Source organism: Novosphingobium bradum (genome assembly GCF_042646485.1).
GTDB classification, from domain to species: domain Bacteria; phylum Pseudomonadota; class Alphaproteobacteria; order Sphingomonadales; family Sphingomonadaceae; genus Novosphingobium; species Novosphingobium bradum.
Window position 1 is genome coordinate 714714 of record NZ_JBHRTQ010000007.1, and the last position, 25942, is coordinate 740655.

Annotated in this window: 24 protein-coding genes; 17 read left to right on the forward strand and 7 right to left on the reverse strand. The window is 67.9% G+C overall.

Going from position 1 to position 25942, the window contains the following annotated elements; all coding sequences use genetic code 11:
* Nucleotides 1-85: 85 nt before the first annotated feature.
* Nucleotides 86-385: a GIY-YIG nuclease family protein gene (locus ACFOD9_RS09275; RefSeq protein WP_379509800.1), complete on the reverse strand. Its 300-nt coding sequence runs from the start codon at nt 383-385 to the stop codon at nt 86-88.
* 161 nt (nt 386-546) lie between these two features.
* On the opposite strand from ACFOD9_RS09275, the gene ACFOD9_RS09280 reads away from it, so the two are divergent.
* Nucleotides 547-762 (forward strand): hypothetical protein, encoded by a 216-nt coding sequence (locus ACFOD9_RS09280; protein ID WP_379509801.1) that lies wholly within the window; start codon nt 547-549, stop codon nt 760-762.
* On the opposite strand, the gene ACFOD9_RS09285 is transcribed toward ACFOD9_RS09280, so the two are convergent.
* Genes ACFOD9_RS09285 through ACFOD9_RS09295 form a run of 3 tightly spaced genes read right to left on the reverse strand, consistent with a single transcriptional unit; the run spans nt 763 to nt 2198 of the window.
* The gene (locus ACFOD9_RS09285) at nt 763-1188 is read right to left on the reverse strand and encodes a hypothetical protein (RefSeq protein WP_379509802.1); all 426 of its coding nucleotides are present in this window, start codon (nt 1186-1188) and stop codon (nt 763-765) included.
* A 24-nt stretch (nt 1189-1212) separates the two neighbouring features.
* Nucleotides 1213-1707 (reverse strand): vgr related protein, encoded by a 495-nt coding sequence (locus tag ACFOD9_RS09290; protein ID WP_379509803.1) that lies wholly within the window; start codon nt 1705-1707, stop codon nt 1213-1215.
* Nucleotides 1704-2198, reverse strand: coding sequence for a copper chaperone PCu(A)C (locus tag ACFOD9_RS09295; protein ID WP_379509804.1), 495 nt, complete (start codon nt 2196-2198; stop codon nt 1704-1706). The genes ACFOD9_RS09290 and ACFOD9_RS09295 overlap by 4 nt, the downstream gene beginning before the upstream one ends.
* A 185-nt stretch (nt 2199-2383) precedes the next feature.
* Between ACFOD9_RS09295 and dnaK the strand changes: the two genes are divergently transcribed.
* The 3 genes from dnaK (at nt 2384) to ACFOD9_RS09310 (ending at nt 5902) form a co-directional block, all read left to right on the forward strand.
* Nucleotides 2384-4306, forward strand: a complete 1923-nt coding sequence (gene dnaK, locus ACFOD9_RS09300; RefSeq protein ID WP_379509805.1) for a molecular chaperone DnaK — start codon at nt 2384-2386, stop codon at nt 4304-4306.
* Between the two features lie 66 nt (nt 4307-4372).
* A complete protein-coding gene (gene dnaJ, locus ACFOD9_RS09305; protein ID WP_379509806.1) occupies nt 4373-5497 on the forward strand; it encodes a molecular chaperone DnaJ in 1125 nt (374 codons plus the stop codon).
* Nucleotides 5498-5503: 6 nt separating this feature from the next.
* Entirely contained in the window at nt 5504-5902 is a 399-nt protein-coding gene (locus tag ACFOD9_RS09310) for a hypothetical protein (protein WP_379509807.1), read from the forward strand.
* A gap of 60 nt (nt 5903-5962) precedes the next feature.
* On the opposite strand, the gene ACFOD9_RS09315 is transcribed toward ACFOD9_RS09310, so the two are convergent.
* Nucleotides 5963-8290 (reverse strand): patatin-like protein, encoded by a 2328-nt coding sequence (locus tag ACFOD9_RS09315; protein ID WP_379509808.1) that lies wholly within the window; start codon nt 8288-8290, stop codon nt 5963-5965.
* A gap of 70 nt (nt 8291-8360) precedes the next feature.
* On the opposite strand from ACFOD9_RS09315, the gene radA reads away from it, so the two are divergent.
* The 9 genes from radA to ACFOD9_RS09360 all read left to right on the forward strand — a co-directional run bounded on the left by radA (nt 8361) and on the right by ACFOD9_RS09360 (nt 17687).
* Nucleotides 8361-9728 (forward strand): DNA repair protein RadA, encoded by a 1368-nt coding sequence (radA, locus tag ACFOD9_RS09320; RefSeq protein ID WP_379509809.1) that lies wholly within the window; start codon nt 8361-8363, stop codon nt 9726-9728.
* A gap of 12 nt (nt 9729-9740) precedes the next feature.
* Nucleotides 9741-10274 carry a CvpA family protein gene (locus tag ACFOD9_RS09325; protein WP_379509810.1) on the forward strand — a complete coding sequence of 178 codons (534 nt, stop codon included), beginning with the start codon at nt 9741-9743 and terminating at the stop codon, nt 10272-10274.
* Nucleotides 10271-10690 (forward strand): iron-sulfur cluster assembly scaffold protein, encoded by a 420-nt coding sequence (locus tag ACFOD9_RS09330; RefSeq protein WP_379509811.1) that lies wholly within the window; start codon nt 10271-10273, stop codon nt 10688-10690. The genes ACFOD9_RS09325 and ACFOD9_RS09330 overlap by 4 nt, the downstream gene beginning before the upstream one ends.
* Nucleotides 10691-10749: 59 nt before the next feature.
* Complete coding sequence (locus ACFOD9_RS09335) at nt 10750-12384, forward strand: MFS transporter (RefSeq protein ID WP_379509812.1); 1635 nt, start codon at nt 10750-10752, stop codon at nt 12382-12384.
* Entirely contained in the window at nt 12374-13447 is a 1074-nt protein-coding gene (gene alr, locus ACFOD9_RS09340) for an alanine racemase (RefSeq protein ID WP_379509813.1), read from the forward strand. Before ACFOD9_RS09335 ends, alr begins: the two co-directional genes overlap by 11 nt.
* A 135-nt stretch (nt 13448-13582) precedes the next feature.
* Entirely contained in the window at nt 13583-14170 is a 588-nt protein-coding gene (phaR, locus tag ACFOD9_RS09345; protein ID WP_379509814.1) for a polyhydroxyalkanoate synthesis repressor PhaR, read from the forward strand.
* A 66-nt stretch (nt 14171-14236) separates the two neighbouring features.
* Nucleotides 14237-15796 (forward strand): aminoacyl--tRNA ligase-related protein, encoded by a 1560-nt coding sequence (locus tag ACFOD9_RS09350; RefSeq protein ID WP_379509815.1) that lies wholly within the window; start codon nt 14237-14239, stop codon nt 15794-15796.
* 117 nt (nt 15797-15913) lie between these two features.
* Nucleotides 15914-16777: a Coq4 family protein gene (locus tag ACFOD9_RS09355; RefSeq protein ID WP_379509816.1), complete on the forward strand. Its 864-nt coding sequence runs from the start codon at nt 15914-15916 to the stop codon at nt 16775-16777.
* A 46-nt stretch (nt 16778-16823) separates the two neighbouring features.
* Entirely contained in the window at nt 16824-17687 is an 864-nt protein-coding gene (locus ACFOD9_RS09360; RefSeq protein WP_379509817.1) for a Coq4 family protein, read from the forward strand.
* Nucleotides 17688-17723: 36 nt separating this feature from the next.
* Here ACFOD9_RS09360 and ACFOD9_RS09365 read toward each other — a convergent pair whose 3' ends face one another.
* Nucleotides 17724-19748: a M3 family metallopeptidase gene (locus ACFOD9_RS09365; RefSeq protein WP_379509818.1), complete on the reverse strand. Its 2025-nt coding sequence runs from the start codon at nt 19746-19748 to the stop codon at nt 17724-17726.
* 64 nt (nt 19749-19812) lie between these two features.
* On the opposite strand from ACFOD9_RS09365, the gene ACFOD9_RS09370 reads away from it, so the two are divergent.
* Nucleotides 19813-22122: a ribonuclease R family protein gene (locus tag ACFOD9_RS09370; RefSeq protein WP_379509819.1), complete on the forward strand. Its 2310-nt coding sequence runs from the start codon at nt 19813-19815 to the stop codon at nt 22120-22122.
* Nucleotides 22123-22159: 37 nt separating this feature from the next.
* Here ACFOD9_RS09370 and ACFOD9_RS09375 read toward each other — a convergent pair whose 3' ends face one another.
* Nucleotides 22160-22615 (reverse strand): universal stress protein, encoded by a 456-nt coding sequence (locus ACFOD9_RS09375; RefSeq protein WP_379509820.1) that lies wholly within the window; start codon nt 22613-22615, stop codon nt 22160-22162.
* A gap of 123 nt (nt 22616-22738) precedes the next feature.
* Between ACFOD9_RS09375 and ACFOD9_RS09380 the strand changes: the two genes are divergently transcribed.
* From ACFOD9_RS09380 to lpdA, 3 genes are read left to right on the forward strand one after another with little or no spacing between them, the layout of a single operon-like run.
* A complete protein-coding gene (locus ACFOD9_RS09380) occupies nt 22739-24076 on the forward strand; it encodes a pyruvate dehydrogenase complex dihydrolipoamide acetyltransferase (protein ID WP_379509821.1) in 1338 nt (445 codons plus the stop codon).
* A 43-nt stretch (nt 24077-24119) separates the two neighbouring features.
* Nucleotides 24120-24482, forward strand: a complete 363-nt coding sequence (locus ACFOD9_RS09385) for an acyl-CoA thioesterase (RefSeq protein WP_379509822.1) — start codon at nt 24120-24122, stop codon at nt 24480-24482.
* A gap of 24 nt (nt 24483-24506) precedes the next feature.
* The gene (gene lpdA, locus ACFOD9_RS09390) at nt 24507-25922 is read left to right on the forward strand and encodes a dihydrolipoyl dehydrogenase (RefSeq protein WP_379509823.1); all 1416 of its coding nucleotides are present in this window, start codon (nt 24507-24509) and stop codon (nt 25920-25922) included.
* Nucleotides 25923-25942: the final 20 nt, after the last annotated feature.

Consider the following 25942-nt stretch of genomic DNA (forward strand, 5'->3'; position numbering starts at 1 on the left):
GGGTCGGTTCGCGCCGCCCTGGATTGCTTCGTCGGCTTTGCCTCCTCGCAATGACGATGGAAAGCTCGGCGAGTTCCAGCGCGAATCAGGAGCAGATGTCTGCGAACAGGTCGCGCCAGGTCGGGTTCCCCGCTTCGATCAGCGCCAGCTTGCGTTTGCGCGACCCGCCCTTGAGCTGCTTTTCGCGCAGGATGGCGTGCTCCATCGTGGCGTGAAGCTCGAACCAGACCAGCAGCTTGCAGCCAAATTCCTTCGTGAAGCCGTCCAGCGCGCCCTCCCGATGCTGCCATGCCCGCTGGCGCAGGTTTGACGTGACGCCCACGTAGATCGTGCCGTTGCGCCGGTTGGCCATGATGTAGACTGCGGGCTGGAATTCGCGCTGCATGGCTCTGGATTGCTTCGTCGCTTCGCTCCTCGCAATGACGAAGTGAGGGAGGGCCTCGTTCAAGTGGGGGCCGCAGGCGGGAACTGGCCCGCGTCATTGCTCATTTCCTCAGCGAACAGGGCAATGGAGAACGGATCATGGTTTCACGGTATTTCATTCCCATGGCAGCTGCCGGCGCCCTGGCGCTGAGCGGCTGTGCGAGCAATTACGGCGTGGAAGGCGCCGCGGTTGGCGGGCTGGGCGGAGCGCTGGTGGGCGGCGGGACCGGCGCGGTGGTTGGCGCGGCGGCCGGCGCGGCGGTGGGTTCGCTGATCAAGAAGGACGGGCGCTGCTACCGCGTTTCGCGCGATGGGCGCGAATACGAGGTGCGCTGCTGATCAGACGGCTTCCAGTGCCTTGGCGAGATAGCTTGCCTTTCCCGCCAAGGCTTGGAGGCGTGGTGCTGGTACTTCGCGTGTGAAGCGCGAAAATTCGCACTGCAAAGTCGGATTGGCGAAGCATGCAATGGCCTGATCTCTGTCCGTTCTCACGATCATGGGCGCGTGAACAATGTCGTTGCGAAGCGGCAACAGCGCGGCCAGTTCGACGAGGATCTGATTGAGCTTGTTCTTGCGCTCTTCCGGCCAACCGGCGGACGGTTTGGCTTTGCGCAGGCGCTCAATTCTTGCGCTCAGCAGGTCGCCCTTCGAGGGCAGATTTGCCTTTCGCAGCAGCAGATCGATCGACGCTTCGGCACTGGCGAAGGCATCGATGGCGCGACTGCGCCACAGGTGAAGGGAATTTTCCGGCGAGGGACTTGCCATGGCCCGGAAAATATTCGCCAAAGCTCAACTGTTCGTAAACGGCACGACCGTTTGCAGCGCCTCCAGTGGCGGAGCCCCGCGCGCCGGCGTTCCAGATATTGCCAGATACCAGTGGCGCACGATCTCGGCCTGCTGTTCGATGCCATAGCGCACCAGCGGCCAGCCCGGTTTCACAGTGTAGTCATAGCGGCAGAAGGGGTGGCGCATCAGCGGGAGCCATAGCCGGCCGCGCGTTTGCGCCTGCCACACGTGGACCATCTCGTGGACGAACAGGCCGCGCAAGGCCGGGCCTTCTGCGGCGAAATCGTCGCTGTAGTGCGGTCCTTGCGGGTGGAAATGGACATGGCCGCAAGGCGCCATGACCGTTCCGCGCGGCTGGAAGGGAAACCAGCGGCGGCGGCGCAGGCGCACCGGGGCGGGATCGACCGCCTGCCCGAAGACCTCGCGCACCAGGTCCGCCTCGCCCCGGGTCAGCGGGCGGTCGCCTCCTGCGGGGAGCAGGCAGGCCTCGCGGTTCACTGGCCGCCCGGGCTTTCGATCGTCAGCGGGGCGGAGAGCTTGTCGCCATCGGCGAAGGTCAGGGTCAGCTCCACCGTGCCGCCGGGCTTGAGGCCGGCGGGCAGGTCCATGACCATGACGTGCTTGCCGCCGGGCGCGAAGGCGAGGGTTTCGCCCGGCCCCGCGGTGGGATCGGCCAGGGCGCCCATTTCGGAGTGGCCGCCGACCTGTTTCGTTTCGTGCAGCATGACCATGCCGGCCCCCGCGACATCGACCGCGGCGATGGTGACGGGCTTGGCGGACCCGTTGGCGAGCGTGAAATAGGCCGCGCCCGGATTGCCGCTGACGGCGGGCAGGACAAGGCGGCCGCCGGTAAGCGCAAGGCCCGGCTTCGTTTCCGGGGCGGCCGCCGTGGCCGCTTCGCCGGGCTGTGCCGTTTCGGGGCTGTTGGAGCCGCAGGCCGCCACAGCGGCCAGCAGCAGCAGCGGGGAAAGTCGCGAAAACCGGTTCATCGGTGAGCCTTTCAGGATCGCTTGCGGGTTCGGGCGCGTGCGCTCGTCGAACTAGTGCGCGCGCGCTCTTGTGCCAAGCGAAAGCGCACCTATATCGCCGCCAGTCACAGAGCCGCCGAGCGGCCTTGCCCGATAGGGGAGGCCTTGCGCGCGGTGTCAACATTCGACCTGAGGAATGGGGTATAATGGGTAAAGTCATCGGTATTGACCTCGGCACCACCAACAGCTGCGTTGCCGTGATGGACGGCGGGAAGCCCAAGGTTATCGAGAATTCGGAAGGCGCGCGCACCACGCCTTCGATCGTCGCCTTCACCAAGGACGGCGAGCGCCTGATCGGTCAGCCGGCCAAGCGCCAGGCGGTGACCAACGGCGACAACACGATTTTCGCGGTCAAGCGCCTGATCGGCCGCCGCTATGACGATCCGGTGACCCAGAAGGACACCGAGCTGGTCCCCTACCACATCGTCAAGGGCAAGAACGGCGATGCCTGGGTCCAGGCCGGCGGGCAGGACTACAGCCCGAGCCAGATTTCCGCCTTCACGCTCCAGAAGATGAAGGAAACCGCCGAGAGCTACCTTGGCGAGACGGTGACCCAGGCTGTCATCACGGTTCCGGCCTACTTCAACGACGCCCAGCGCCAGGCGACCAAGGACGCCGGCCAGATCGCCGGCCTTGAAGTGCTGCGGATCATCAACGAGCCGACCGCGGCCGCGCTGGCCTATGGCCTGGAAAAGAACGACGGCAAGACCATCGCGGTCTACGACCTTGGCGGCGGCACCTTCGACGTGTCCATCCTCGAGATCGGCGACGGCGTGTTCGAGGTGAAGAGCACCAACGGCGACACCTTCCTTGGCGGCGAGGACTTCGACACCCAGGTGGTCGAATACCTGGCCGAGCAGTTCCGCAAGAAGGAGGGCATGGACCTTCGCACCGACAAGCTGGCGCTCCAGCGGCTCAAGGAAGCCGCCGAGAAGGCCAAGATCGAGCTGTCCAGCGCGCAGACCACCGAGATCAACCTGCCGTTCATCACCGCCCGCATGGAAGGCGGCAGCACCACCCCGCTGCACCTGGTGGAAACGATCACCCGGTCCGACCTTGAAAAGATGGTTGGCGACCTCATCAAGCGCACCATCGCGCCGTGCCAGAAGGCCCTGGCCGATGCCGGCATGAAGGCCAGCGACATCGACGAGGTCGTGCTGGTCGGCGGCATGACCCGGATGCCCAAGGTGCGCGAGGCGGTGAAGGAGTTCTTCGGCAAGGAACCCCATACCGGCGTGAACCCGGATGAAGTCGTCGCCATGGGCGCCGCGATCCAGGCCGGCGTGCTCCAGGGCGACGTCAAGGACGTGCTGCTGCTCGATGTCACCCCGCTGTCGCTGGGGATCGAGACGCTGGGGGGGATCATGACCAAGATGATCGACCGCAATACCACGATCCCGACCAAGAAGAGCCAGATCTACTCCACCGCCGAGGACAACCAGCAGGCGGTGACGATCCGCGTGTTCCAGGGCGAGCGCGAGATGGCGCAGGACAACAAGCTGCTGGGCCAGTTCGACCTGCTGGGCATTCCGCCCGCCCGGCGCGGCGTGCCGCAGATCGAGGTGACCTTCGACATCGACGCCAACGGCATCGTCAACGTCTCGGCCAAGGACAAGGGCACCGGCAAGGAACAGCAGATCCGCATCCAGGCCTCGGGCGGGCTTTCCGACGCCGACATCGACCAGATGGTGCGCGATGCCGAGCAGTTCGCCGAGGAAGACAAGAAGCGGCGCGAAGGGGCCGAGGCGCGCAACAACGCCGACAGCCTGGTCCATGCCACCGAGCGCCAGCTTGAGGAGAACGGCGACAAGATCGAGCCTTCGCTGAAGGCCGAAATCGAAGCCGCCATCGCCGAGGCCAAGGCCGCGATCGAGAGCGGCGATACCGAGGCGATGACCGCCAAGACCCAGGCGCTCACAGAGAAGGCCATGAAGATGGGCCAGGCGATCTACGAGAAGGAGCAGGCCGCGCAAGGGTCGCCGGGCGGTGCCGGTCACGATGGGGCGCCGGCCGGTGACGACGACGTGGTCGACGCCGAGTTCTCGGAAGTCGACGACAACAAGGCCTGATCGGCCATGCACAGCTTCCGCCGCCTGCGCGTTTCGTGGGCGGCGGAATGCGTTTAGGGGCGGGCAATGTCAGCCGAAATCGACTTTTACGAACTGCTCGAGGTGGAGCGCGGCGCGGACGATGCCACGCTCAAGACCGCTTATCGCAAGCTGGCGATGAAGTTCCACCCGGACAAGAATCCGGGCTGCAGCGAATCGGAAAACCGGTTCAAGCAGATCAATGCCGCCTACGAGTGCCTGAAGGACCCGCAGAAGCGCGCGGCCTATGATCGCTATGGCCATGCCGCCTTCCAGCAGGGCGGACCGGGCGGGTTTCAGGGTGGCGGCGAAGGTTTCTCCGACATCGGCGATATCTTCGAGACGATCTTCGGCAATGCCTTTGGCGGCGGCCAGCGCCAGGCCCGGCGCGGGGCGGACCTGCGCTACGACATGGAAATCGGCCTCGACGAGGCCTTCCACGGCAAGAGCGCCACGATCGAGATCGAGGTGGCGGCCGGTTGCGAGCCTTGCGCTGGATCGGGCGCCACGCCCGGCACCGGCACCCGGCGCTGCACCATGTGCGGCGGCCACGGCAAGGTGCGCGCCCAGCAAGGGTTCTTCATGGTGGAGCGGACCTGTCCGACCTGCCATGGCCGGGGCGAGGTGATCGAGAAGCCGTGCCGCGCCTGTGGCGGCGAAGGCCGGGTGGACCAGCCCCAGACACTGGACGTGCAGATTCCCGCCGGCGTCGACACCGGCACCCGCATCCGGCTTTCGGGCAAGGGGGAGGCCGGACCGTTCGGCGCGCCGCCGGGCGATCTCTACATCTTCATCCACGTGAAGCGCCACCCGGTGTTCGAGCGCGACGGGACCACCCTGCTCACCCGGGTGCCGATCAGCTTCACCACCGCGGCGCTGGGCGGGTCGATCGAAATTCCGGGTCTGGACGGCACCCGCCACGAGATCGCGATTCCCGCCGGCATCCAGTCGGGCAAGCAATTGCGCCAGCGCGGGGCCGGGATGCCGGTATTGCAGGGCCGGGGCCGGGGCGACATGGTGATGGAGATCCAGGTGGAAACGCCCACCAGGCTCACTGCCCGCCAGAAGGAACTGTTGCGCGAATTGCAGGCAACCGAGACCGGCGAGGAATGCCCGCAGAGCCGCGGTTTTTTTGACCGGCTCAAGGACGCCTGGACCGACCTGACGGAGTAGGGGGAGGTGGAGCAACCGGCCAAGGTCATCACCGGCTGGGCCGGGGAGATGGCGCGGCCCGATGCCGCCAGAATCGCCGAAGCCATCGCCGAAGCGAACCGCCGGAGGACAGAGGCCTACGTCATCATCGAGCGCGGCGACCAGCATTACCTGCAGACCTTGCGGACAATTCGTGGCTTTGTCGTCGAAAAACGGGAAGGATCTGCCGCCCGGCACCTTCGCGCCATCAACCGCAATCTCCTTCCGGATGAAGCGGGCCGTTCCGACCTGTGGGCCAAACTCCTCGAGGTTGGCGAAAAGCGCGGATCCATGTTCCTGGCGGAGGAGGTCATTCCCGTTTTTCTGGCCTATTTCGCTGGAGCGAATGACCCGCCGGCGGTTGGCTGGGAGTCAATGGTGGTATGATGGCCGGGCGGGCTACTATCGGGCTGACATCAGTCCCGGGTCGAGCCCGGGACGACGTTTCTAGGCCATCGCCCGTTCCACTTCAGCCCGGATCCCCGCCACCAGCCCCGGATCGGCCTTGAGCTTGGTTTCCTCCTCGGCGAGGATGGCGAGGAAGGCATCGCGCTTGAAGCGGCGAAGTTCATCGGCGGTCAGCGGTTCGGCGCCGGGGAGGGCCGAGGCGACCAGGTCGATCATCCGTTCGGCGCCGTGGAGCCGGCCCCACAGATAGTCGTTCTCGCGGTAGGCGCGGCTGAAGAAGGCGCCGAAATTGTAGAATTCCACGCCGCGCAGGGTGGCATGGGCGCCGCCCTGGCGGATCGCGGTGCAATCGTCGGGCGAGATGCGATCGACTTTGACCGGATCGAATTCGGTCAGCCCCTCGCCGCGCAGCAGCGGCAGGGTGACGGCATCGTACCAGGGGAAGCCGAGGTAGGTGAGCAGGACCTTGCGGCGCAGGGCCGGGACCATCTTGCCCAGCGCGTCGGCCAGCAGGGCATCGACCACCAGGTCGGTGGCGGGCAACTGGCGGCGCTTTTCGAGGATATCGAGCAGTTGCGCCGGGTTGGTCAGCGCGTGGGCGGCGCTGGCGATGAAATCCTCGCCCAGCAGGGGCAGCGGCTCGCGCTCGAAATAGAGCGACAGGGCGCGGTAGACCGCATCGCGCGCCTGGTGGCGGGCCTCGTCGGTCACGTCGGGATCGCCGTCCCAGTCCTGGCTGAGGCGGCGGGCGAGCAGGCGCAGGCGGCGGATGCGGAAGGCGAGGTCATGGGCCTTGAGAAAGGTGACCGCATCGGGGCTGACCAGCCCCTCGGGCGAGGCCAGCCGGCCCAGGCCATGGCGCTGGAGATGGCCTTCGAGCGCTTCGACCACGGCTTCGTGCGCCAGTTCGGGCGCGGCCTGGCAGGCCAGGGCGGCGATGGTCTCGACGATGCCGGCAACCTTGACCTCGAGATAGGCGTGCCAGGCATAGCCGCCCTTGCGCCTGGCGGCCTCATGCGCCTTGTCGCGCCAGTACTGGAGGCGCGGCGCGGTTGGCCGATCGAGGAACAGGGTGCGGCCCAGCGCCTGTTCGACCGCCGTTTCGACCTCGGGGCGCAGGGCGGCGACGATCGCGCGCAGGCGGGCCATCTCGCGCGATTGGGCCGAGAGCACGTCGAGGTTGTCGCGGATCGGCTGTTCGCGCGGGATCGAGGAAAGCGAGCCGAAGATCACCGAGAACCAGCCCGGCGGGCGCGGATCGCCGCGCTCCAGCCCGCCCACCCGATCGGGCCGGGGATCGATGTAGACGAAGCGGCGATCGACCTCGCGCTGGGCCGGGCGGTTGCGGAGCACGGCCATGGCATCGGCAAAGGGGGCATTGACCAGCACCGAGCCATCGATCAGCGAGACTTCCTCGATATCGCCGGTGGCCGCGTGTTCGGGCATGGTGCGCCGGGCGAAGGCGGCGCGGGTGGGCCATTCGCGGCCACGCTCGGCGGCGAGCTGGTCGATCTCGGCGAAGCGCAGCGCGGGGAAGGCGCCGGGGAAGCTGGCCGTGGCGCGGGCGGCGAAAACCAGTTCTAGCGGATCGGCCAGGTCGCGGCCCGGCTCGGTCGGCACGAGCGCCTGGAAGCCGATCGACAGGCGGTGTTCGGATTCCTCCACCTCGCGCGGGGAATGGAGGCGGATGGTTTCGACGTGGCCCTTGAAGTCGGTTGCGGTGACGAACAGGTCGAGCGGGTAGCCGGCGGGGAGCAGCGGCGGGCAATGCACCGAGCGGGCCATGGCCTCCAGCGCGTCGGCGATCAGGCGGGAGAAGCCGATGCCGCCGAACGGCGGTTCGAACCAGCGCGAGCGGATCAGCCGCGACAGCTTGGCGCGCACTTCCTTGCGGGTTTCGGGCGCGACGCTTTGCGCCACGACATTGCCCGGGCGGGTAAGCACGAACCAGACGATCGGCGCAGCCCAGAACTTGGCGAAGCGCCACCACGGCTTGGCCGAGGGGTCGATCAGCACGTCGACGTCGGCGCGCTCCAGCCACAGCTCGGTCAGCGGTTCGAGGCTTTGCCCGGAATGGATCGCCTGGGCCAGGAACACCCCGTTGATCCCGCCCGCGCTGGCCCCCGCGACGATATCGGCCAGGACGCGCAGGCGCATCCCGTGGTGGTCCTCGGCATGGGCGAGGAGGCGGCGGTAGACCTGTTCGGTATCGCTTGGCGCGGCGTCATCGGGGCAGGGCTCGCCCGAATGCAGCGCGCGGCTGGCCCGGACGAGCTTCCACAGCTCCTTGGTGACCCCGTGCATATAGACCGCAAGGCTGATCCCGCCGTAGCAGACCAGGGCAATCCGCAGTTCTTTCTGCCTCATGGCACGGGTGTGGACAGAAATTGTGCGCGTGGCAATTGCGTTCTTGTTACGTTCCTTATAGGGGAGGGCCATGGCCAAGCCCAAGCGTCGCTATGTCTGTTCCGCCTGCGGGTCCGTCAGCTTCCGCTGGCAGGGCCAGTGCGCCGATTGCGGGGAATGGAACACGCTGACGGAAGATGCGCCGCAGACGGTGTTTTCCGCCAAGCATGACCTGTCTTCGGGCGGGCGGGCGATCATGTTCGAGCCGCTCGATGGGGTGGGCGAGGTCCTGCAGCGGCGCTCCACCGGCCTTGCCGAATTCGATCGCGCACTGGGCGGCGGGCTGGTTCCCGGCTCGGCCATCCTGATGGGCGGCGATCCGGGAATCGGGAAGAGCACCCTGCTGCTCCAGGCCGCGGCGCGGATCGCGGGCGCGGGCGGGGCGGTGGTCTATATCAGCGGCGAGGAAGCGGCCGGCCAGGTGCGCCTGAGGGCCGAGCGGCTGGGCCTGGGCAAGGCGCCGGTACGGCTCGCCTCGGCCACCAGCGTGCGCGACATCCTCACCACGCTGGGCGAGATGGACCCGCCCGCGCTGGTGGTGATCGATTCGATTCAGACCATGCATTCCGACCAGATCGAGGGGGCGCCCGGCACGGTCAGCCAGGTGCGTGGCTGCGCCTTCGAGCTGATCCGCTATGCCAAGCAGAGCGGCGCGGCGCTGGTCCTGGTGGGCCATGTCACCAAGGACGGGACCATTGCCGGGCCGCGCGTGCTGGAGCACATGGTCGACGTGGTCATGGCCTTCGAGGGCGAACGCAGCCACCAGTACCGCATCCTCAGGAGCCTGAAGAACCGCTTCGGCCCGGTCGACGAGATCGGGGTCTTCGCCATGGCCGGGGCGGGGCTGGAGGAGGTGAGCAATCCCTCCAGCCTGTTCCTTTCCGGGCGCGACGATCCGGTGCCGGGCAGCGCGGTGTTCCCGGCGATGGAGGGCACGCGGCCGGTGCTGGTGGAAATCCAGGCGCTGATCGTGCGGCTGCAAAGCGGGGCGACCCCGCGCCGCGCGGTGGTGGGCTGGGACAGCGGGCGGCTGGCCATGCTGCTGGCCGTGCTGGAGGCGCGCTGCGGGCTGAACTTCTCCTCCGCCGAAGTCTATCTCAACGTGGCCGGAGGCTATCGCCTGGCCGATCCGGCGGCCGACCTTGCCGTGGCCGCCGCGCTCGTTTCGGGCCTGGCCGACAAGCCGCTGCCGTCCGGCTCGATCTGGTTCGGCGAGGTTTCGCTCGCGGGCGAGGTGCGGCCCGTGGCCCATGCCGGCATCCGCCTGCGCGAGGCGGGCAAGCTGGGCTTCGCGGATGCCTATGCCCCGCTGGAAAGCGGATCGGATGTGCCGGACGTGCGGCGACACGCGGTGACCATGCTTGCGCGCCTCGTTGACCGCGTGGTGGGCGAGCCCTAGTTTCGGTGTGGAATGACGGGATTTGACATCGGAGTACTGGTGCTGGTCGCCACGGGCGCGATCACCGGCTTTCTGCGCGGCTTCGTGCAGGAGGTGCTGGCGCTGTTCGCCTGGGTGGTTTCGCTTGTGGCGATCCACTATGCCCACCCTGCCGTGACCCACATGATGGAAGGCTTCGTCGGCAACCGGATGGGGGCGGCGCCCGTGCTCGCCTTCGCCGCCCTGCTGCTGGTGCCCTATGCGATCGTGCGGCTCATGGCCAAGCACTTGGGCCAGGCCAGCCGCGCCTCGCTGCTCGGCCCGGTTGACCGGGTGATCGGGTTTGGCTTCGGTGCGGTCAAGGGGATGCTGATCGCGGTGGTCGGCTTCTCGATCCTGGTCCTGGGCTATGATACGGTCTGGGGGGTGGACGGCCGGCCGCAGTGGATCACCCAGTCGCGCACCTATCCCTTCATCAATGCCAGCAGCGATGGCCTGGTCAAGCTCCTGGCCGAGCGCCGGGCCGAGGCGGTGGCGGCCGAGCACAAGCGCCTGCGCGAGAAGTGAGCGCCGCCAAGCTCTACACGCCCGAGGTGCTCGCGCTGGCCACCTCGCTGGCCGGCCATCCCTACGATCCGGCCATGCCGTTCACCGGACAGGCGCGTTCGGCCTCTTGCGGCAGCACCCTGGCGATTTCGCTGCGGCTGGACAAGGAGGGGCGGATCGCCGCGCTGGGCCTGCGCCCGCAAGCCTGCGCCGTGGGCCAGGCCAGCGCCGCGCTGTTCGCCGCAGGCGCGATCGGCCAGACCCGCGCCCGCATCGCCGAGGCCGAGGCCGGCCTTTGCGCCTGGCTGGCCGGCGCCGCGCCCCTGCCGGACTGGCCCGGGCTGGCCGCGATCGCGCCCGCGCGTCATTACCCGGCGCGCCACGGCGCGGTGATGCTGGCGTGGCGCGCCGCGCTGGATGCCCTTCCAACCGGCTGAAACCCCGGCTACACGCGGCGCAGTTTTATGGGGCGCAAAGCCGGGGGAGGGACCATTACATGAACGCCAGCATCGCACAGCCGCCGGGCCAGGTCGCCGCTCACGCTGAACCCAGCGCCAAGGATATGCGCCTGATCATCGCGGCCTCGACCGCGGGCACCGTGTTCGAATGGTACGATTTCTTCATCTACGGCACGCTGGGCGCGATCCTTTCGAAAACCTTCTTCCCGACCGGCAATGCCACGCTGGAGATGCTGCTGTTCTGGCTGGTCTTCGCGGTGGGCTTCGGCTTCCGCCCGCTGGGCGCGGTGCTGTTCGGCTTCCTGGGCGACCGGCTCGGGCGCAAGTACACCTTCCTTGTCACCGTCATGCTGATGGGCGTGGCGACGGCCGGGGTTGGCCTGGTTCCCTCCGCCGATGCGATCGGCTGGTGGGCGCCGGGGCTGGTGATCGTGCTGCGCGTGCTCCAGGGGCTGGCGCTGGGCGGCGAATATGGCGGGGCGGCGGTCTACGTGGCCGAACATTCGCCCTTTGCCCGGCGCGGCTATTTCACCAGCTACATCCAGGCCGGCGTGGTGGGCGGCTTCGTGCTGAGCCTGCTGGTGGTCCTGGCCTGCAAGGCGGCGATGGCCCCGGAAACCTGGCTGGCCTGGGGCTGGCGCGTGCCCTTCGTGATCAGCCTGGCGCTGCTGGCGATCTCGCTGTGGATGCGGCTCAAGCTGTCGGAAAGCCCGGTCTTCGTGGCCATGCAGGAAGAGGGCGAGATCGCCGGCAATCCCTTTGTCGAGAGCTTCACCTATCCCGGCAACCGCAAGCGCATCCTCGTCGCCCTGTTCGGCGTGGCCGCGGGGCTGACGGTGATCTGGTATACCGCGATGTTCTCGGGCCTGGCCTTCATCAAGGCGACCATGCACGTGGAGGATACCAAGGCGGAAATCCTGGTGGGGATCGCGGCCCTGCTGGGAACCGGGTTCTTCATCCTGTTCGGCCACCTTTCGGACAAGTGGGGCCGCAAGAAGCCGATCGTGATCGGCTATGCGCTGACGCTGCTGCTGCTGTTCCCGGCCTACTGGGTGATCGGCGCCTCGGGCGAACGGGCCGGCGGCAGCGCGCCGTGGACCATCGCCGGCCCCGATTGCGGCTATGATGCCTTCGCCAAGGACCAGGGGACCGATTGCGGCAAGCTGATGGGCGATTTCACGGGGGCGGGCATCGCCTATACCCTGAAGCAAGGCCCGGCGCTGGCGGTGGAGGTTGGCGGGGCGGCGCTCGACCTGTCGGGGATCGACTGGGCCAGTGCCAAGGCGCGCAAGGCCGGGATCGAACAGGCGGCGGGCCGCCCCGTGTTCTCGGCGCCCAAGGTGACGCCGGGGCTGGGGCAATCGCTCCTGATCATCGGCGCGCTGCTGGTGCTGATGGCGCTTTCGGGGGCGACCTATGGCCCGGTGGCCTCGCTGCTGGCCGAAATGTTCCCGCCGCGCGTGCGCTACAGTTCGATGTCGATCCCCTATCATATCGGCACCGGCTATTTCGGCGGTTTCCTGCCGCTGATCTCCACCTACATCGTGGCCAAGACCGGCAATCCCTTCAGCGGCCTGTGGTATACCTGGGGCGTGGTGCTGGTGGCTTTCCTGGTCGCGGCCTGGGGTCTGCCGAACGGCCCCCCGCGGGATTTCGCCGACGATGTCGACTGAGCCGGACCTGCCGTTCGGAGCGGTGCCGCCCGCGCCGCTGCGGCTGCACTGCGATCTCGAAGCGCTCGTCGCCAACTGGCGCGCGCTGGACCGGCTTTCGGGCGCGGCCAGCGCCGGGGCGGCGGTCAAGGCGGATGCCTATGGCGCGGGCGCGCGGCGAGTGGCGCCGGCCCTGCTTGGCGCGGGTTGCCGCGATTTCTTCGTGGCCCACTGGCAGGAAGCGGCCGAGCTGCTGGCCCTGGTTCCCGCCCCGGCCCTGGCCATGCTGCATGGCCCGCTGACGGCCGCGGAAGCGCAATGGGCGCGGGCCACCGGAGTGCGACCGGTGCTGAACTCGCTCACCCAGGTGGACTGCTGGCTCGCCGCTGGGGGCGGGCCGTGCCATGTCATGGTCGATACCGGGATGAACCGGCTTGGCCTGCCCATGGCCGCGCTGGGCGATCCGCGCCTCGCCGCGCTGGAAATCGACGTGCTGCTCTCGCACCTGGCCGCGGCGGAAGACGAAACCGAGCTCAACGCTCGCCAGCAGGAGCGCTGGATGGCGGCCCGCCAGCGCCTGCCCCACCGCCGCGCGAGCCTGGCCAACAGCGCCGGGATCATGCTGGGCGCGGACTATCACGGCGATCTCACCCGCCCGGGCCTTGCGCTTTACGGCGGGGTGCCCTGTGCCGCGCTGGCGCCGCATATCCGCCAGGTCGTCCGCCCGGAGGCCGCGATCCTCCAGGTGCGCGAGATCGCGGCGGGCGATACGGTGGGCTACAACGCCACCTTCACCGCCACCGGCCCGATGCGGATCGGGGTGATCGCGCTGGGCTATGCCGATGGCTTCCTGCGCTGCTGGTCGGGCAAGGGCGCGGCGCGCGGCGACAGTGGGGCGGGGGCGGTCCTGCCGGTGCTGGGGCGGGTGTCGATGGACATGACCGTGATCGATCTGGGCGCGGCGCCGGCCCTGCGCGAGGGGGACTGGGTCAGCCTTGACTATGCCCTGCCGCAAGCGGCCGAACTGACCGGCCTTTCGCAATACGAGCTGTTGACCGCGCTGGGCCGCCGGTTCGCACGTTAGCGCCGCTCCACCCGGGCCGCGCCATCGGGTTTTTGTGCACTTTTGCTGTGCAACAAGCGGGATTGTTGCGTTGCACACAAAATCGGCTTAGCAGGATGATGCCGATTCGGATATTCGGGAACAATGGCGAGGGTCATGGCTGGAAAAGCGGGCGACGACGGCGACGTCGTGATCATCAAGAAGTACGCCAACCGGCGGCTCTACAACACCCGCTCGTCGAGCTACATCACGCTCGATCACCTGGCGAAGATGACCCGCGAGGGGATCGACTTCAAGGTGGTCGACGCCAAGACCGGGACCGACATCACCCATCAGATCCTCACCCAGATCATCATGGAGGAGGAAGCCTCCAGCGGTGAGCAGATCCTGCCGGTGAACTTCCTGCGCCAGCTCATCGCCATGTATGGCAATTCGATGCAGTCGCTCCTGCCGCATTACCTCGAAGCCTCGATGGACCATTTCCGCGAGAACCAGCTCAAGCTGCGGAAGGCCTTCGAGGAAAGCCTCGGCAACAATCCGCTGGCGGCGCTCGCCCAGCGCAACATGGAAATGTTCAAGGCCGCCGCCGCTGCCTTCATGCCCGGGGTCGAACACGTCGCGGGCGACAAGCCGGCGGAAAAGGTCGCCGAACAGCCCGCGCCCGCGCCCAGCGTCGATCCGCTCGAACTGATCAAGGCGCAGATGGACGCGATGCAGAAGAAGCTCGACGAACTGGGCAAGTGATCGGCTTGCGCCGGGCGGGCAATCACCCGCTTGGCCGGGGCGCATTCAGCCGCTAACAGCGCGGCCATGAACCAGACCGCTCAGAAGCCCGCCATCAAGCACGCCCTTGCCACCACCCGGGAGGGCGATTTCGCCGCCTGGTACCAGGAAGTGATTTCCGAGGCCGAGATGGCCGAGGAAAGCGGCGTGCGCGGCTGCATGGTGATCAAGCCCTGGGGCTATGGCATCTGGGAGCGCATCCAGCAGATCATGGATGGCCGGATCAAGGAAGCCGGCGTTTCCAACTGCTACTTCCCGCTGTTCATCCCGCTGTCCTACTTCGCCAAGGAAGCCGAGCACGTCGAGGGCTTTGCCAAGGAGATGGCGGTCGTCACCCATCACCGGCTCGTGGCCGATGGCAAGGGCGGCCTTGTGCCCGATCCCGAAGCGAAGCTGGAAGAGCCGCTGGTCGTGCGGCCGACCTCGGAAACCGTGATCGGCGCGGCCATGGCGCGCTGGGTGCAGAGCTGGCGTGACCTGCCGCTGCTCACCAACCAGTGGGCCAACGTGGTGCGCTGGGAAATGCGGACCCGGATGTTCCTGCGGACCAGCGAATTCCTCTGGCAGGAAGGCCACACCGCCCACGCCGACCGGGCAGATGCGATGGACGAAACCCTGCGCGCGCTGGAGATGTATCGTAGCTTCTCGGAAGACGTGCTGGCCATGCCGGTGATCGCCGGCGAGAAGCCGGAAAACGAGCGCTTCCCCGGCGCGGTCGCCACCTATTCGATCGAGGCGATGATGCAGGATGGCAAGGCGCTCCAGGCCGGCACCAGCCACTATCTCGGCACCGGGTTCGCCGAGGCCGCCGGCATCCAGTACCAGAACCGCGAGGGCTCCCAGGCGCTGTGCCACACCACCTCGTGGGGCGTCTCCACGCGGCTCATCGGCGGCGTGATCATGACCCATGGCGACGATGACGGGCTGCGCGTGCCCCCGGCGATCGCCCCGCACCAGATCGTGATCCTGCCCATGCTGCGCGAGGACGATGGCGATGCGGCGCTGCTCGCCTATTGCGAGGAGCTGCGGGCCGCGCTGGCGAAACAGGTGGCGCTGGGCGAAAAGGTGCGCGTCCTGCTCGACAAGCGACCGGGCAAGGCCACCCAGAAGCGCTGGGGCTGGGTCAAGAAGGGCGTGCCGCTGGTGCTTGAGATCGGCGGACGCGATGCGGCCGGTGGGCAGGTTTCGGTCCTCCGCCGCGACCGGCTGTGGCGCGAGGATGGCAAGGTGAACTTCGCCGCCCAGTCGCGCGAGGATTTCCTGGCCGATGCGGTGGCCGAACTGGAGAGCGTGCAGGCCTCGCTCCACGCCGAAGCCACGGCCCGGCGCGATGCCCAGATCCAGCGTGGGATCACCAGCCTCGATGGCCTGGCCGACTATTTCTCGGAAGAGAACCGCTATCCCGGCTGGGTCGAACTGGGCTGGTCGCGCCCCACCGGCGAGGCGCTGGAGGCGGTCGTGGCCAGGCTGAAGGCGCTGAAGCTCACCATCCGCAACACCCCGATGGGGGCGCCGGCGCCGGCCGGAACTTGCCCGTTCACCGGCGAGCCGGCGGTCGAGACGATCTACGTGGCGCGCAGCTACTGAGGGCTTGGCGGCGCCGCAAATTCGCGGTGGGATTCGTCGGCCGCAGCGGTTACGCTCACTCCGAAAATCCGCAAGGCGGGCCTTGGGCCTGACCTCTGCGGGGACAAGGAGAGGAACGTGACCGCGATTCCCCAGGAGCGCCAGGCGGCGCCCAAGATGCTGCGCCCCTTCAGCAAGGCCGAAACCGCCTATCTCACCGGGGGCAAGCAGCCGGCTGTGTCCAGCGTGCTGACCTCGAGCTCGAAATTTCTCAACAGCCCGCTGTTCCGCGATGCCTGGACCATGACCTCGCTTCGCAAGATGGGGCCGGACGTTCCGCTCAACTATTGCCAGCCGGCCATGTTCAACGCCGTGTTCGACGTGACCGACCCGGAGGAATATGCCGCCGCGGTGGAAGCCGAGAAGGCTTGCAACCCTGAATTCCGCGACTGGCTGGCCGCCCGCAGGATCGAGCACTACGATCCCGCCGAGATGGGCCACCATGCGCCCGGCTCCCTAGGCGCGGCGATCCGCGACTTCCTGCTGAACTCGGGGATGAAGATCGAATTTCGCGACCAGCGCGAGATCGAGAACGACATCGACTATATCCTGATCCAGCGCGCGCAGACGCACGATATCCAGCACATGGTCAGCGGATTCGGGCTGAACCACCTGTCGGAAGTGGCGCTCGCGATTTCCACCGGCGCGGCCGACACCAGCTATTTCACCCCGGCGCTGGCCCACTTCCTCAACATGATCCCCAACTTCATCGCCGCCTCGACCCTGATGCGAACGCAGCTGCACTATCCAGCCGGGATGCCGCATCTCTATGATGCCATGGCCACGGGGATCGCCTTCGGCCGGCAATTGCGCCAGCCGCTGTTCATGGTCGATTGGGGAGCGCGGCTCGACCAGCAACTGGACGACATCGCCACTGATCTGGGCTTCACCCGCTTCGATGATCGTGAGTGGTTTCGCCTCAATGATCTGTCCGAGGGGTGAATCCGGGGATGATCGACCGCGCGCCCGCCCGGAAAGGCCGCCAATCATGACCGCGTCGACCGGCAAGGGGCTGCCCGCGCCACGGATGCTGCGCCCGTTCAGCAAGGCTGAAACCGCCTATCTCACCGGTGGCACGCAGCCGGCCGTTTCCAGCGTGCTGACCTCGAGCTCCAAATTCCTCAACAGCCCGCTGTTCCGCGATGCCTGGGCGATGACCTCGCTGCGCCGGATGGGGCCGGACCTGCCGCTCAACTACTGCCAGCCGGCCATGTTCCGCGCGGTCTACGACGTGATCGACCCGGACGAGTTCTGCCAGGCCGTGGAGGCCGAGAAGGCCGGCAATCCCGAATTCCGCGACTGGCTGGGCGCCCGCCGGATCGCGCACTACGATCCGGCCGCCATGGCCCACAATGCTCCTGGCACGCTGGGCGCGGCGATCCGTGATTTCCTGCTCAACTCGGGCATGAAGATCGAATTCCGCGACCAGCGCGAGATCGACAACGACGTGGACTACATCCTGATCCAGCGGGCGCACACCCACGACATCCAGCACATCGTCACGGGCTATGGCGCCAACGACCTTGGCGAGCTGGCCCTCGCGACCGCCACCGGGGCGACGGACACCGGCTATTTCACGCCGGCTCTGGCCCACTTCCTCAACCTGATCCCCAACTTCATCTGCGCCGCCCGCCTGATGCGCTCGCAGCTCCATTACCCGGCGGCCATGCCCCATGTGTACGATGCGCTGGCCGATGGCATCGCGCTGGGCAAGGCGGTGCGCTTGCCGCTGTTCATGGTGGATTGGGAAGCGCGGCTCGACCAACAGCTTGACGCCATCGCCACCGACCTCGGTTTCACCCGCCGCGACGACAGCCATTGGCGCGATCTCGATCACCTCTCGCGCGGGTGAGCGCCCGGTCGTCCGGACTGTGGACTTGCTCCGCGCTCACCGGTCTTTCGTCATCTCGGCCCGGTAGGCATCGAGGCTGATCGGCCGCCCCAGGAAATCCGCCACCAGCGCCGCCGCCGGCCTGGCTCCGCCCGGTTCCAGAACCTTGCGGCGATAGTCGCGCGCGGTGGCCGGGTTTCGCAGGCCTTCCTTTGCGAACCGGGTGAACAGGTCGTCGGCGATGACCTTCGACCAGCGGTAGGTGTAGTAGATCGCCGAATAGCCGTTGAGGTGGCCGAAGCTGTCCTGGAACTGGCTGAAGGCCGGGGCGGGCAGGGGGTTGTACTGGGCGTCCAGCTCGCGCATCCGGGCGCCGAGATCGGCCGGGGCCGGTCCCTGGTGATAGCGCAGCGAGATGTTCGACAGGGCAAGCTGGCGCATATCGGCCATGCCCTGGTCGAAATAGCGGGCGCGGTTCATCTTTTCGACCAGCGCGCGCGGGATCGCTTCGCCTTTGGCGTTTTTGGCGAAGCGGGCGAGGGTATCGTAGTCGTAGACCCATTCTTCCAGCATCTGGCTGGGCGCTTCCACGAAGTCCCATTCGGTGGCGACCCCGCTTTGCCCGGCCCAGCGCGCGGTCTGACCGCCGAACAGGTGGTGCAGCATATGGCCGAATTCGTGGAGGAAGGTGGTGACGTCGCCATGTTCCATCAGGCCGGTGGCATGACCGCCGGCCGGCAAGTTCATGACGAGGACGCCGACGGGAATCGCCTTGCCGGCGACGCCCTGGCGCAGGTTGATCATGTTGGCGTGGTTGTACTTGCCGGGGCGCGGGTGGCTGTCGAAATAGAACCGGCCGATGACCTTTCCGGCGCGCGGGCCTGAGCGGTCGAGCATCTCGTAAGCTTCCACCTGCGGGTTCCACACCGAGGTTTTCCAGGGCCGGATGGTCACCCCGAACAGGTCGGCGGTCAGCGCGAGGATGCCGTCGCGCACCTGGTCATAGGCGAAGTATTGGCGCGCTTCCTGCCGGTCATAGGCGAAATCGCGCTTCTGGACGAGGTTGGTGAGCCAGGCATTGTCCCAGGGCAGGAAGGCCTGCGCGCCGGGGTGATCGAGCTGGTAGACGGCGAGCTTGCGGGCATAGTCGCGGTCGCTGGCCGGGCGGGCGGCCTCGGCCATCTGTCCGAGGAGGGTTTCGACCTTGCCCGGGGTGTCGAGCATCTTGTCTTCCAGTGTGAGGCTGGCGTGGTCCTTGCGGCCGAGCAGGCGGGCGAATTGATCGCGCAGGTTGAGCAGATCGCGCAGCCGGGCATCGTTTTCTGGCCAGGCGCGGGTGACATTGGCCTCGAACAGCCGGCGGCGCAGGCTTTCGCTGGTCGCATAGGCGAGGACCGGGAACAGGTCGGGGTAATCGGTGGAGATCACCACCTTGCCGTCCGGCCCCGGCGGGTGGGCGGCGAGGAAATCGGCGGGCAGGCCGGCCAGCTCGGCAGGATCGGCCAGAACGGTCTTGCGGCCATCGGCGATGGCTTTCTCGAAGGCCGTGCCCACCTCGGCGATGCGATCCTGAAGCGCCTGGGCGCGGGCGCGATCGGCCTCGGGCAGGGCGACGCCGGCGCGCTCGAAAGTGCCGAGCGTGCGGGAAAGATAGAGCGCGGTGGCCGGATCGGCGGGCGGGGCGATCGCCTTCAGCCGGTCATAGGCCTTGCGCGAAAGGGTGAGGCGGGTCTGGGCATTGGCGGCGCGCACTTCGCAGGCGGCGGCGGCCGAGCGGCGGGCGTCGTCGGCCATGACCTCGCGCAGCATTCCGAATTCGCCGGCGGCCGAGGCGATGAGGTTGGCGATATCGTCATAGGCTTGCAGCGTGCGGACCGTGGTGGCCGGGCCGGTTTCGGCCTCGAGCGCGGCCTGGCGGGCGGCGATCGCGGCCATCCAGGAATCGCAGCGCCGGGCGATGGCGGCGGCATCGGCCGGCTGGGTGAGGACCGGCCCCATCACCGCATCGAGCGTAGGCGCGGCGGCAGCGGGGGCGGCCAGCAGGGTGGTGGGGAGCAGGGCGGCGCGCAAGGAAGTTCGCATGGCCCGGAACTGTCGGGCGCGGCGCGCGATTGTCAATCGTGCGGTTTGCGGCCAAGGCTTGTCCATGTCCAAGGAACACAGCAAGAAGCCCAAGCCCAAGCCCAAGCCCAAGCCCGCGCGCCATGCCCCCGGGCTGCCCAGTCGCCAGCAGGTGCTGGACTTCATCGCTCAGTCCGACGAGCCGGCCGGCAAGCGCGAGATCGCCAAGGCCTTCGGGCTGAAGGGGCAGGAGAAGATCCAGCTCAAGGCCTTGCTGCGCGACATGGCCGATGAAGGCCTGATCGACGGCAACCGCAGCGCCTTCCACCGCATGGGCGGCGTGCCGCGCGTGACCGTGCTGCGCGTGGTCGAGATCGAGGATGGCGAGGCCTATGCCATTCCCGATAGCTGGCAGCCCGATGACGCCACGCCGCCGCCGCGCCTGCGGGTGGTGGAAAAGGGGCGGCGCGAGGCCGCGCTCAAGCCGGGCGACCGGGTGCTGGCGCGCACCGAGGAGGCCGGGAAAGGCCTGATCGCCCATCCGATGAAGAAGCTGGCCGCTCATGACGAGCAGGTGCTGGGCGTGGTTGAACTGGACGGCACGGGGAAAGGCTGGCTCGCCCCGGTGGACAAGCGCGTTCGCAATGCCATGCCCATTTCCGACCTGGGCGGGGCCGAGGAAGGCCAGCTGGTCCTGGCCGAGCCGGCCGGGCGCTCGCCCCGGCATGGGGTGAAAGTCACCGCCGTGCTGGGCGATCCGCTGGCCCCGCGCGCCTTCAGCCTGATCGCCATCCACAAGCATGGCATCCCCCACGTGTTCGCCAGCGAGGTGCTGGAGGAGGGCGAGGTTGCCGCCCAGCTGGCCCTGGCGCCGGAAGCGCGCGAGGATCTGCGCCACCTGCCGATCGTCGCCATCGACCCCTCCGACGCGCGCGACCATGACGATGCGATCTGGGCCGAGCCGGACGGCGCCGGCGGGTTCAGGGCCGTGGTGGCGATTGCCGATGTCAGCTTCTATGTGCGCCCGGGCACCGCGCTTGACCGCGAGGCGAGGAAGCGCGGCAATTCGGTCTATTTCCCCGACCGGGTGGTGCCGATGCTGCCCGAGGTGCTGTCGGCCGACGTCTGTTCGCTGCGTTCGGGCGAGGATCGCGCGGCCATGGCCTGCCATATGCGGATCGACGAGCATGGCCGGGTGCAGGAGTTCCGCTTCACCCGCGCGCTGGTGCGGATCGCCGAGGTGATCGCCTACGAGGAAGCCCAGCGGCGGATCGATGCGGGCGAGGCCCAGCCCCATCTTGCCAACCTGTGGGCCGCCTGGCGCCTGCTGGAAAAGGCGCGCGGCGCGCGCGATCCGCTGGACCTCGAACTGCCCGAGCGGCGGGTGGTGCTCGATCCGCAAGGGCGCATCGCCGAGATCGCGGTGCGCGAACGCCTCGATGCCCACCGGGTGGTGGAGGATTTCATGATCTCGGCCAATGTCGCCGCGGCCAAGGCGCTGGAAAGCCGCACCGCTCCGGTGGTCTACCGCATCCACGAGCCGCCGAGCCGGGAGAAGCTGGTGGCGCTGAAGGACTATCTGGCCACCTTCGACCGCGAGCTGGCGCTGGGGCAGGTGATCACCCCGGGCCTGTTCAACCGGATGCTCAAGGACATCGGCGACGATACCGAAAAGCTGCTGGTGATGGAGGCCGTGCTCCGCAGCCAGACCCAGGCCTATTACGGCCCGCGCAATGCCGGGCACTTCGGCCTGGCGCTGGGTTCCTACGCGCATTTCACTTCGCCCATCCGGCGCTATTCCGACCTGCTGGTCCACCGCGCGCTGGTCGATGCCTTCGGGCTGGAGCAGCCGTTGGCCGGCCCAAGGGATGGTGGCGGCGTGCCGGCCCATTCAGGGCTGGCCGAGCGCGACCGCCACGACCTTTCGCGCGTGACCGATGCGATCAGCACGGCCGAGCGGCGGGCGATGATGGCCGAGCGCGAGACGATCGACCGCTATGTCGCGGCCTGGCTTTCGGCGCGGGTGGGCGAGGTCTTCCCGACCCGGATCACCGGGGTTCGCAAGTTCGGCTTCTTCGCCACGATCGTCGGCCTTGGCGGCGACGGGCTGGTTCCGGTCTCGACCCTGGGCGACGAGCATTTCCACTTCGACGAGAAGGCGCAGGTGCTGGTGGGCGGGGAAAGCCGCAAGACCTATGCCGTGGGCCAGGTGCTGGACCTCAGGCTGGCCGAGGCCAATCCGCTGACCGGCGCGCTCAAGTTCGAGCTGCCCGATGCCGAGGGCCGGGTGGAGCAGCGCGGGCGGCCGATGGTGCTGAAGAAGCGCGGCGGCCATGTGGTGGGCCAGCGCGGCCGGCCGGGGAACATCCGTCATCAGGGGCGCCGGCGCAAATAGGCGGCGCAGGCGCGCCCTTGCGGTTGGGCCGCGCGGTTCAACTCAGATCGTCGAGCCGGCTTTCATCAAGCGAGGCGGGGACGATGTAGAGCGGGCAGGGCAGGGTGCCGATGCCGGCGCCTGAAAACCAGGTGACCAGAGGGCCGGGGCTGCCTTCGGCGGCGGCGCCCAGCACCAGGGCGGCCACTTCGGGGTGGTCGGCCAGGTAGTCGGTCACGACCTTGACCCCATCGCCCTGGCGCACGGCGATGGCCGGCATCTTGCCGCTTTCGGAAAAGACGTTGCCGGCCAGCGAGGTGATCAGCACCTCGGCGCGGCTGCGGGCTTCCTCCTCGATCGTGGCCTGGACCCCGCCGAAGGCGACGAACTGCTGGCGCGGGACCAGCGCGAGCAGTTGCAGGTCGCCCCCGGTTTTCGCCGCGCGGCGCGAGGCGAAGCGCAGGGCTGTGCCGGCCTCGGCGGTTTCGTCCATGATCACCAGATAGGTTCTCATCTTGCGGTGCCTTACGTATTAAATCGCCGATATGGCTAAAAATTGGCATTTCGCCTTGCGGCGTCCGACGTGGCGGTCCACCAGCGCTTCTTGAAGAGGAAGCCTGTCGGAGCGCGCCGGACCATGCCGATCGAAATCAAGATGCCCGCACTCTCGCCCACCATGGAAGAGGGTACGCTAGCCAAGTGGCTGGTCAAGGAGGGAGATCGGGTTGCCGCCGGTGACGTTCTGGCCGAGATCGAGACCGACAAGGCGACCATGGAATTCGAGGCGGTGGACGAGGGCACGATCCAGTCCATCACCGTTCCGGGCGGCACGGGCGGGGTCAAGGTGGGCACGGTGATCGCCGTGCTGGCCGGCGACGACGAAGCGGCAACGCCTGCTCCCGCTGCGGTTGCGGCCCCTGCTCCGGCGCCGGAAAAACCGGCGGCTGTCGCCAAGGCCGAACCCGCGCCGGCGGCCACGGCTCCGGCCGCGTCCGCACCGGCCGCCCCCGCCAGGGCCGAGGCTCCCGCTGGCGCGCGTCTGGTCGCCAGTCCGCTGGCCCGCCGGCTCGCGGCGGAACGCGGGGTGGATATCGCGGCGATCAAGGGCACCGGGCCGAACGGCCGCGTGGTCCGCGCCGACCTTGAAGGGATCGCCCCGGGCACGGCTCCCAAGGCGCCCGCCGCCCCGGCCGCGCCCGTCGCCCGCCCCGTCGCGCCGGCTGCTGCTGCCGCCGGAAGCAAGGCCGCCGCACCCGAAACGCTGGCCCTGCTCGATGCGCGGGTGCCGCACCGGGTGGAGCGCCTGTCGAATATGCGGAAGACCATCGCCCGGCGGCTGGCCCAGTCGATGCAGGAAGCGCCGCACATCTATCTCACGGTCGACGTGCGGCTCGACAAGCTGCTGGCCCTGCGCGCCGAGCTGAACGACGCGCTCGCCGCCGAGGGCGTGAAGCTTTCGGTCAACGATATGCTGATCAAGGCGCTGGGCAAGGCGCTGATCGCCGTGCCCGAATGCAACGTGACCTTCGCCGGCAACGAGATCATCCGTTATGAACGCGCCGACGTTTCGGTGGCCGTCTCGATCCCCGGCGGCCTGATCACCCCGATCGTGCAGGACGCCAACGGGCGCAGCCTGTCCTCGATCGCGGCGGCGATGAAGGACCTGGGCGCGCGGGCCAAGGAGGGCAAGCTCCAGCCCGATGAATATCAGGGCGGAACCGCCAGCATCTCCAACATGGGCATGATGGGGATCAGGCAGTTCACCGCCGTGATCAACCCGCCGCAATCGACCATCCTGGCGGTGGGCGCGGGCGAGAAGCGGCCCTGGGTCATGGGCGATGGCACGCTGGGCGTGGCCCAGGCCATGACCGTGACCGGCAGCTTCGATCACCGCGCGGTGGATGGGGCCGACGGTGCGCGCCTGATGGCCGCCTTCCGCGAGCTGTGCGAAAAGCCGCTGGGGCTGGTGGCCTGATGGGCGCGTCCCGGCCGCTCCCCCGGCCGGGCGGGCCTGCGGCATGACCCGCGAACCCGCCATCCGCACCGCCGCCATGCCGGCCGATACCAATGCCAATGGCGATATCTTTGGCGGCTGGCTGATGAGCCTGATGGACATGGGGGCCGGCTTGATCGCGGCGCGCCGCGCGCGCGGGCCGGTGGCGACCGTGGCGATGGACGGGATGCAGTTCCACCTGCCGGTCAAGGTCGGCGACGAGGTGTCGGTCTATTGCGAGATCACCCGCGTCGGGCGCACCTCGATCACCATGGCGGTCGAGGCGTGGCGCAGGCATCGCTACGAGGATGAACAGCACAAGGTGACGCAAGCGGTGTTCACCTTCGTGGCATTAGACGATAACGGGCGGCCGAGATTGGTTGATTGAACGCCGGCACTCAGGAGTAGGTCTGTGGCTGAAGCATACGACGTGATTGTTCTCGGTTCGGGTCCCGGTGGCTATGTCGCGGCAATCCGCGCGGCGCAGCTCGGGCTGAAGACGGCGATCGTGGAACGCGAGAACCTGGGCGGCATCTGTCTCAACTGGGGCTGCATCCCCACCAAGGCGCTGCTGCGTTCGGCCGAAGTGTTCAACCAGATGAAGCACGCCAAGGCCTACGGCCTGGCCGCCGACAACATCACCGCCGATCTTGCCGCCATCGTTGCCCGTTCGCGCGGCGTGGCCAGCCAGCTCAACAAGGGCGTGACCGGGCTGATGAAGAAGAACCGGATCACGGTCCACATGGGGTCCGGCAAGCTGGTGGGCAAGGGCCGGCTCGAAGTCACCGGCGAGAAGGGCACCGAGGTGCTTGAGGCCAAGCACATCATCATCGCCACCGGCGCCCGCGCCCGCGAATTGCCCAAGGCCAAGTCCGATGGCCAGCGCATCTGGACCTATCGCCACGCGATGACGCCGAGCGAACTGCCCTCGAAGCTTCTGGTGATCGGCTCGGGCGCTATCGGGATCGAGTTTGCCAGTTTCTACAACGACATGGGCAGCCAGGTTACCGTGGTCGAGATGATGGACCGGATCGTGCCGGTGGAAGATGCCGAAGTTTCGGCCTTCCTCGAGAAGGCGCTGAAGAAGCAGGGCATGACCATCCTCACCAAGGCCAGCGTCGGCGCGATCACCCCCGGGGCCGATGCGGTCACCGTGGCGATCAAGGACAAGGACGGCAAGGAGACGAGCGAGAGCTTCAGCCACGTGATCGTGGCCGTGGGCATCGTCCCCAATGTCGAGGCCATCGGCCTGGAAGATCTGGGGATCGAGCCGGACAAGCGCTTCCACATCAAGACCGACGGCTATGGCCGCACCAATGTCCCCGGCGTCTGGGCGATCGGCGACGTGACCGACGGGCCGTGGCTCGCGCACAAGGCCAGCCACGAGGGCGTCACCGCCGCCGAGGCGATCGCGCAGGAACTGGGCAATGCCGAGGTTCACCCGCACCCGCTCGATCGGGGCAACATCCCGGGCTGCACCTACTGCCACCCCCAGATTGCCAGCGTGGGGCTGACCGAGGCCAGGGCCAGGGAAGCCGGCCACGAGGTGAAGGTCGGCAATTTCCCGTTCATCGGCAACGGCAAGGCCATTGCGCTGGGCGAACCGGAAGGCTTCGTGAAGACCGTGTTCGACGCGAAGACCGGCGAACTGCTGGGCGCCCACATGATCGGCGCGGAAGTGACCGAGATGATCCAGGGCTTCGTGGTCGGCCGCACGCTGGAGACCACCGAGGCCGAACTGATGCAGAGCGTGTTCCCGCACCCGACCATCTCGGAAGCGATGCACGAAAGCGTGCTCGCCGCCTACGGCCGGGCGATCCACATCTGATCGGGGGCGGAAAGGCCATC

Bases quoted from the DNA above. Each gene is read 5' to 3' on its own strand.
- ACFOD9_RS09275 (WP_379509800.1), bottom strand. From the start codon at position 385: ATGCAGCGCGAATTCCAGCCCGCAGTCTACATCATGGCCAACCGGCGC.
- ACFOD9_RS09280 (WP_379509801.1), top strand. From the start codon at position 547: ATGGCAGCTGCCGGCGCCCTGGCGCTGAGCGGCTGTGCGAGCAATTAC.
- ACFOD9_RS09285 (WP_379509802.1), bottom strand. From the start codon at position 1,188: ATGGCAAGTCCCTCGCCGGAAAATTCCCTTCACCTGTGGCGCAGTCGC.
- ACFOD9_RS09295 (WP_379509804.1), bottom strand. From the start codon at position 2,198: ATGAACCGGTTTTCGCGACTTTCCCCGCTGCTGCTGCTGGCCGCTGTG.
- dnaK (WP_379509805.1), top strand. From the start codon at position 2,384: ATGGGTAAAGTCATCGGTATTGACCTCGGCACCACCAACAGCTGCGTT.
- dnaJ (WP_379509806.1), top strand. From the start codon at position 4,373: ATGTCAGCCGAAATCGACTTTTACGAACTGCTCGAGGTGGAGCGCGGC.
- ACFOD9_RS09315 (WP_379509808.1), bottom strand. From the start codon at position 8,290: ATGAGGCAGAAAGAACTGCGGATTGCCCTGGTCTGCTACGGCGGGATC.
- radA (WP_379509809.1), top strand. From the start codon at position 8,361: ATGGCCAAGCCCAAGCGTCGCTATGTCTGTTCCGCCTGCGGGTCCGTC.
- ACFOD9_RS09325 (WP_379509810.1), top strand. From the start codon at position 9,741: ATGACGGGATTTGACATCGGAGTACTGGTGCTGGTCGCCACGGGCGCG.
- ACFOD9_RS09335 (WP_379509812.1), top strand. From the start codon at position 10,750: ATGAACGCCAGCATCGCACAGCCGCCGGGCCAGGTCGCCGCTCACGCT.
- alr (WP_379509813.1), top strand. From the start codon at position 12,374: ATGTCGACTGAGCCGGACCTGCCGTTCGGAGCGGTGCCGCCCGCGCCG.
- phaR (WP_379509814.1), top strand. From the start codon at position 13,583: ATGGCTGGAAAAGCGGGCGACGACGGCGACGTCGTGATCATCAAGAAG.
- ACFOD9_RS09350 (WP_379509815.1), top strand. From the start codon at position 14,237: ATGAACCAGACCGCTCAGAAGCCCGCCATCAAGCACGCCCTTGCCACC.
- ACFOD9_RS09360 (WP_379509817.1), top strand. From the start codon at position 16,824: ATGACCGCGTCGACCGGCAAGGGGCTGCCCGCGCCACGGATGCTGCGC.
- ACFOD9_RS09365 (WP_379509818.1), bottom strand. From the start codon at position 19,748: ATGCGAACTTCCTTGCGCGCCGCCCTGCTCCCCACCACCCTGCTGGCC.
- ACFOD9_RS09370 (WP_379509819.1), top strand. From the start codon at position 19,813: ATGTCCAAGGAACACAGCAAGAAGCCCAAGCCCAAGCCCAAGCCCAAG.
- ACFOD9_RS09375 (WP_379509820.1), bottom strand. From the start codon at position 22,615: ATGAGAACCTATCTGGTGATCATGGACGAAACCGCCGAGGCCGGCACA.
- ACFOD9_RS09380 (WP_379509821.1), top strand. From the start codon at position 22,739: ATGCCGATCGAAATCAAGATGCCCGCACTCTCGCCCACCATGGAAGAG.
- ACFOD9_RS09385 (WP_379509822.1), top strand. From the start codon at position 24,120: ATGACCCGCGAACCCGCCATCCGCACCGCCGCCATGCCGGCCGATACC.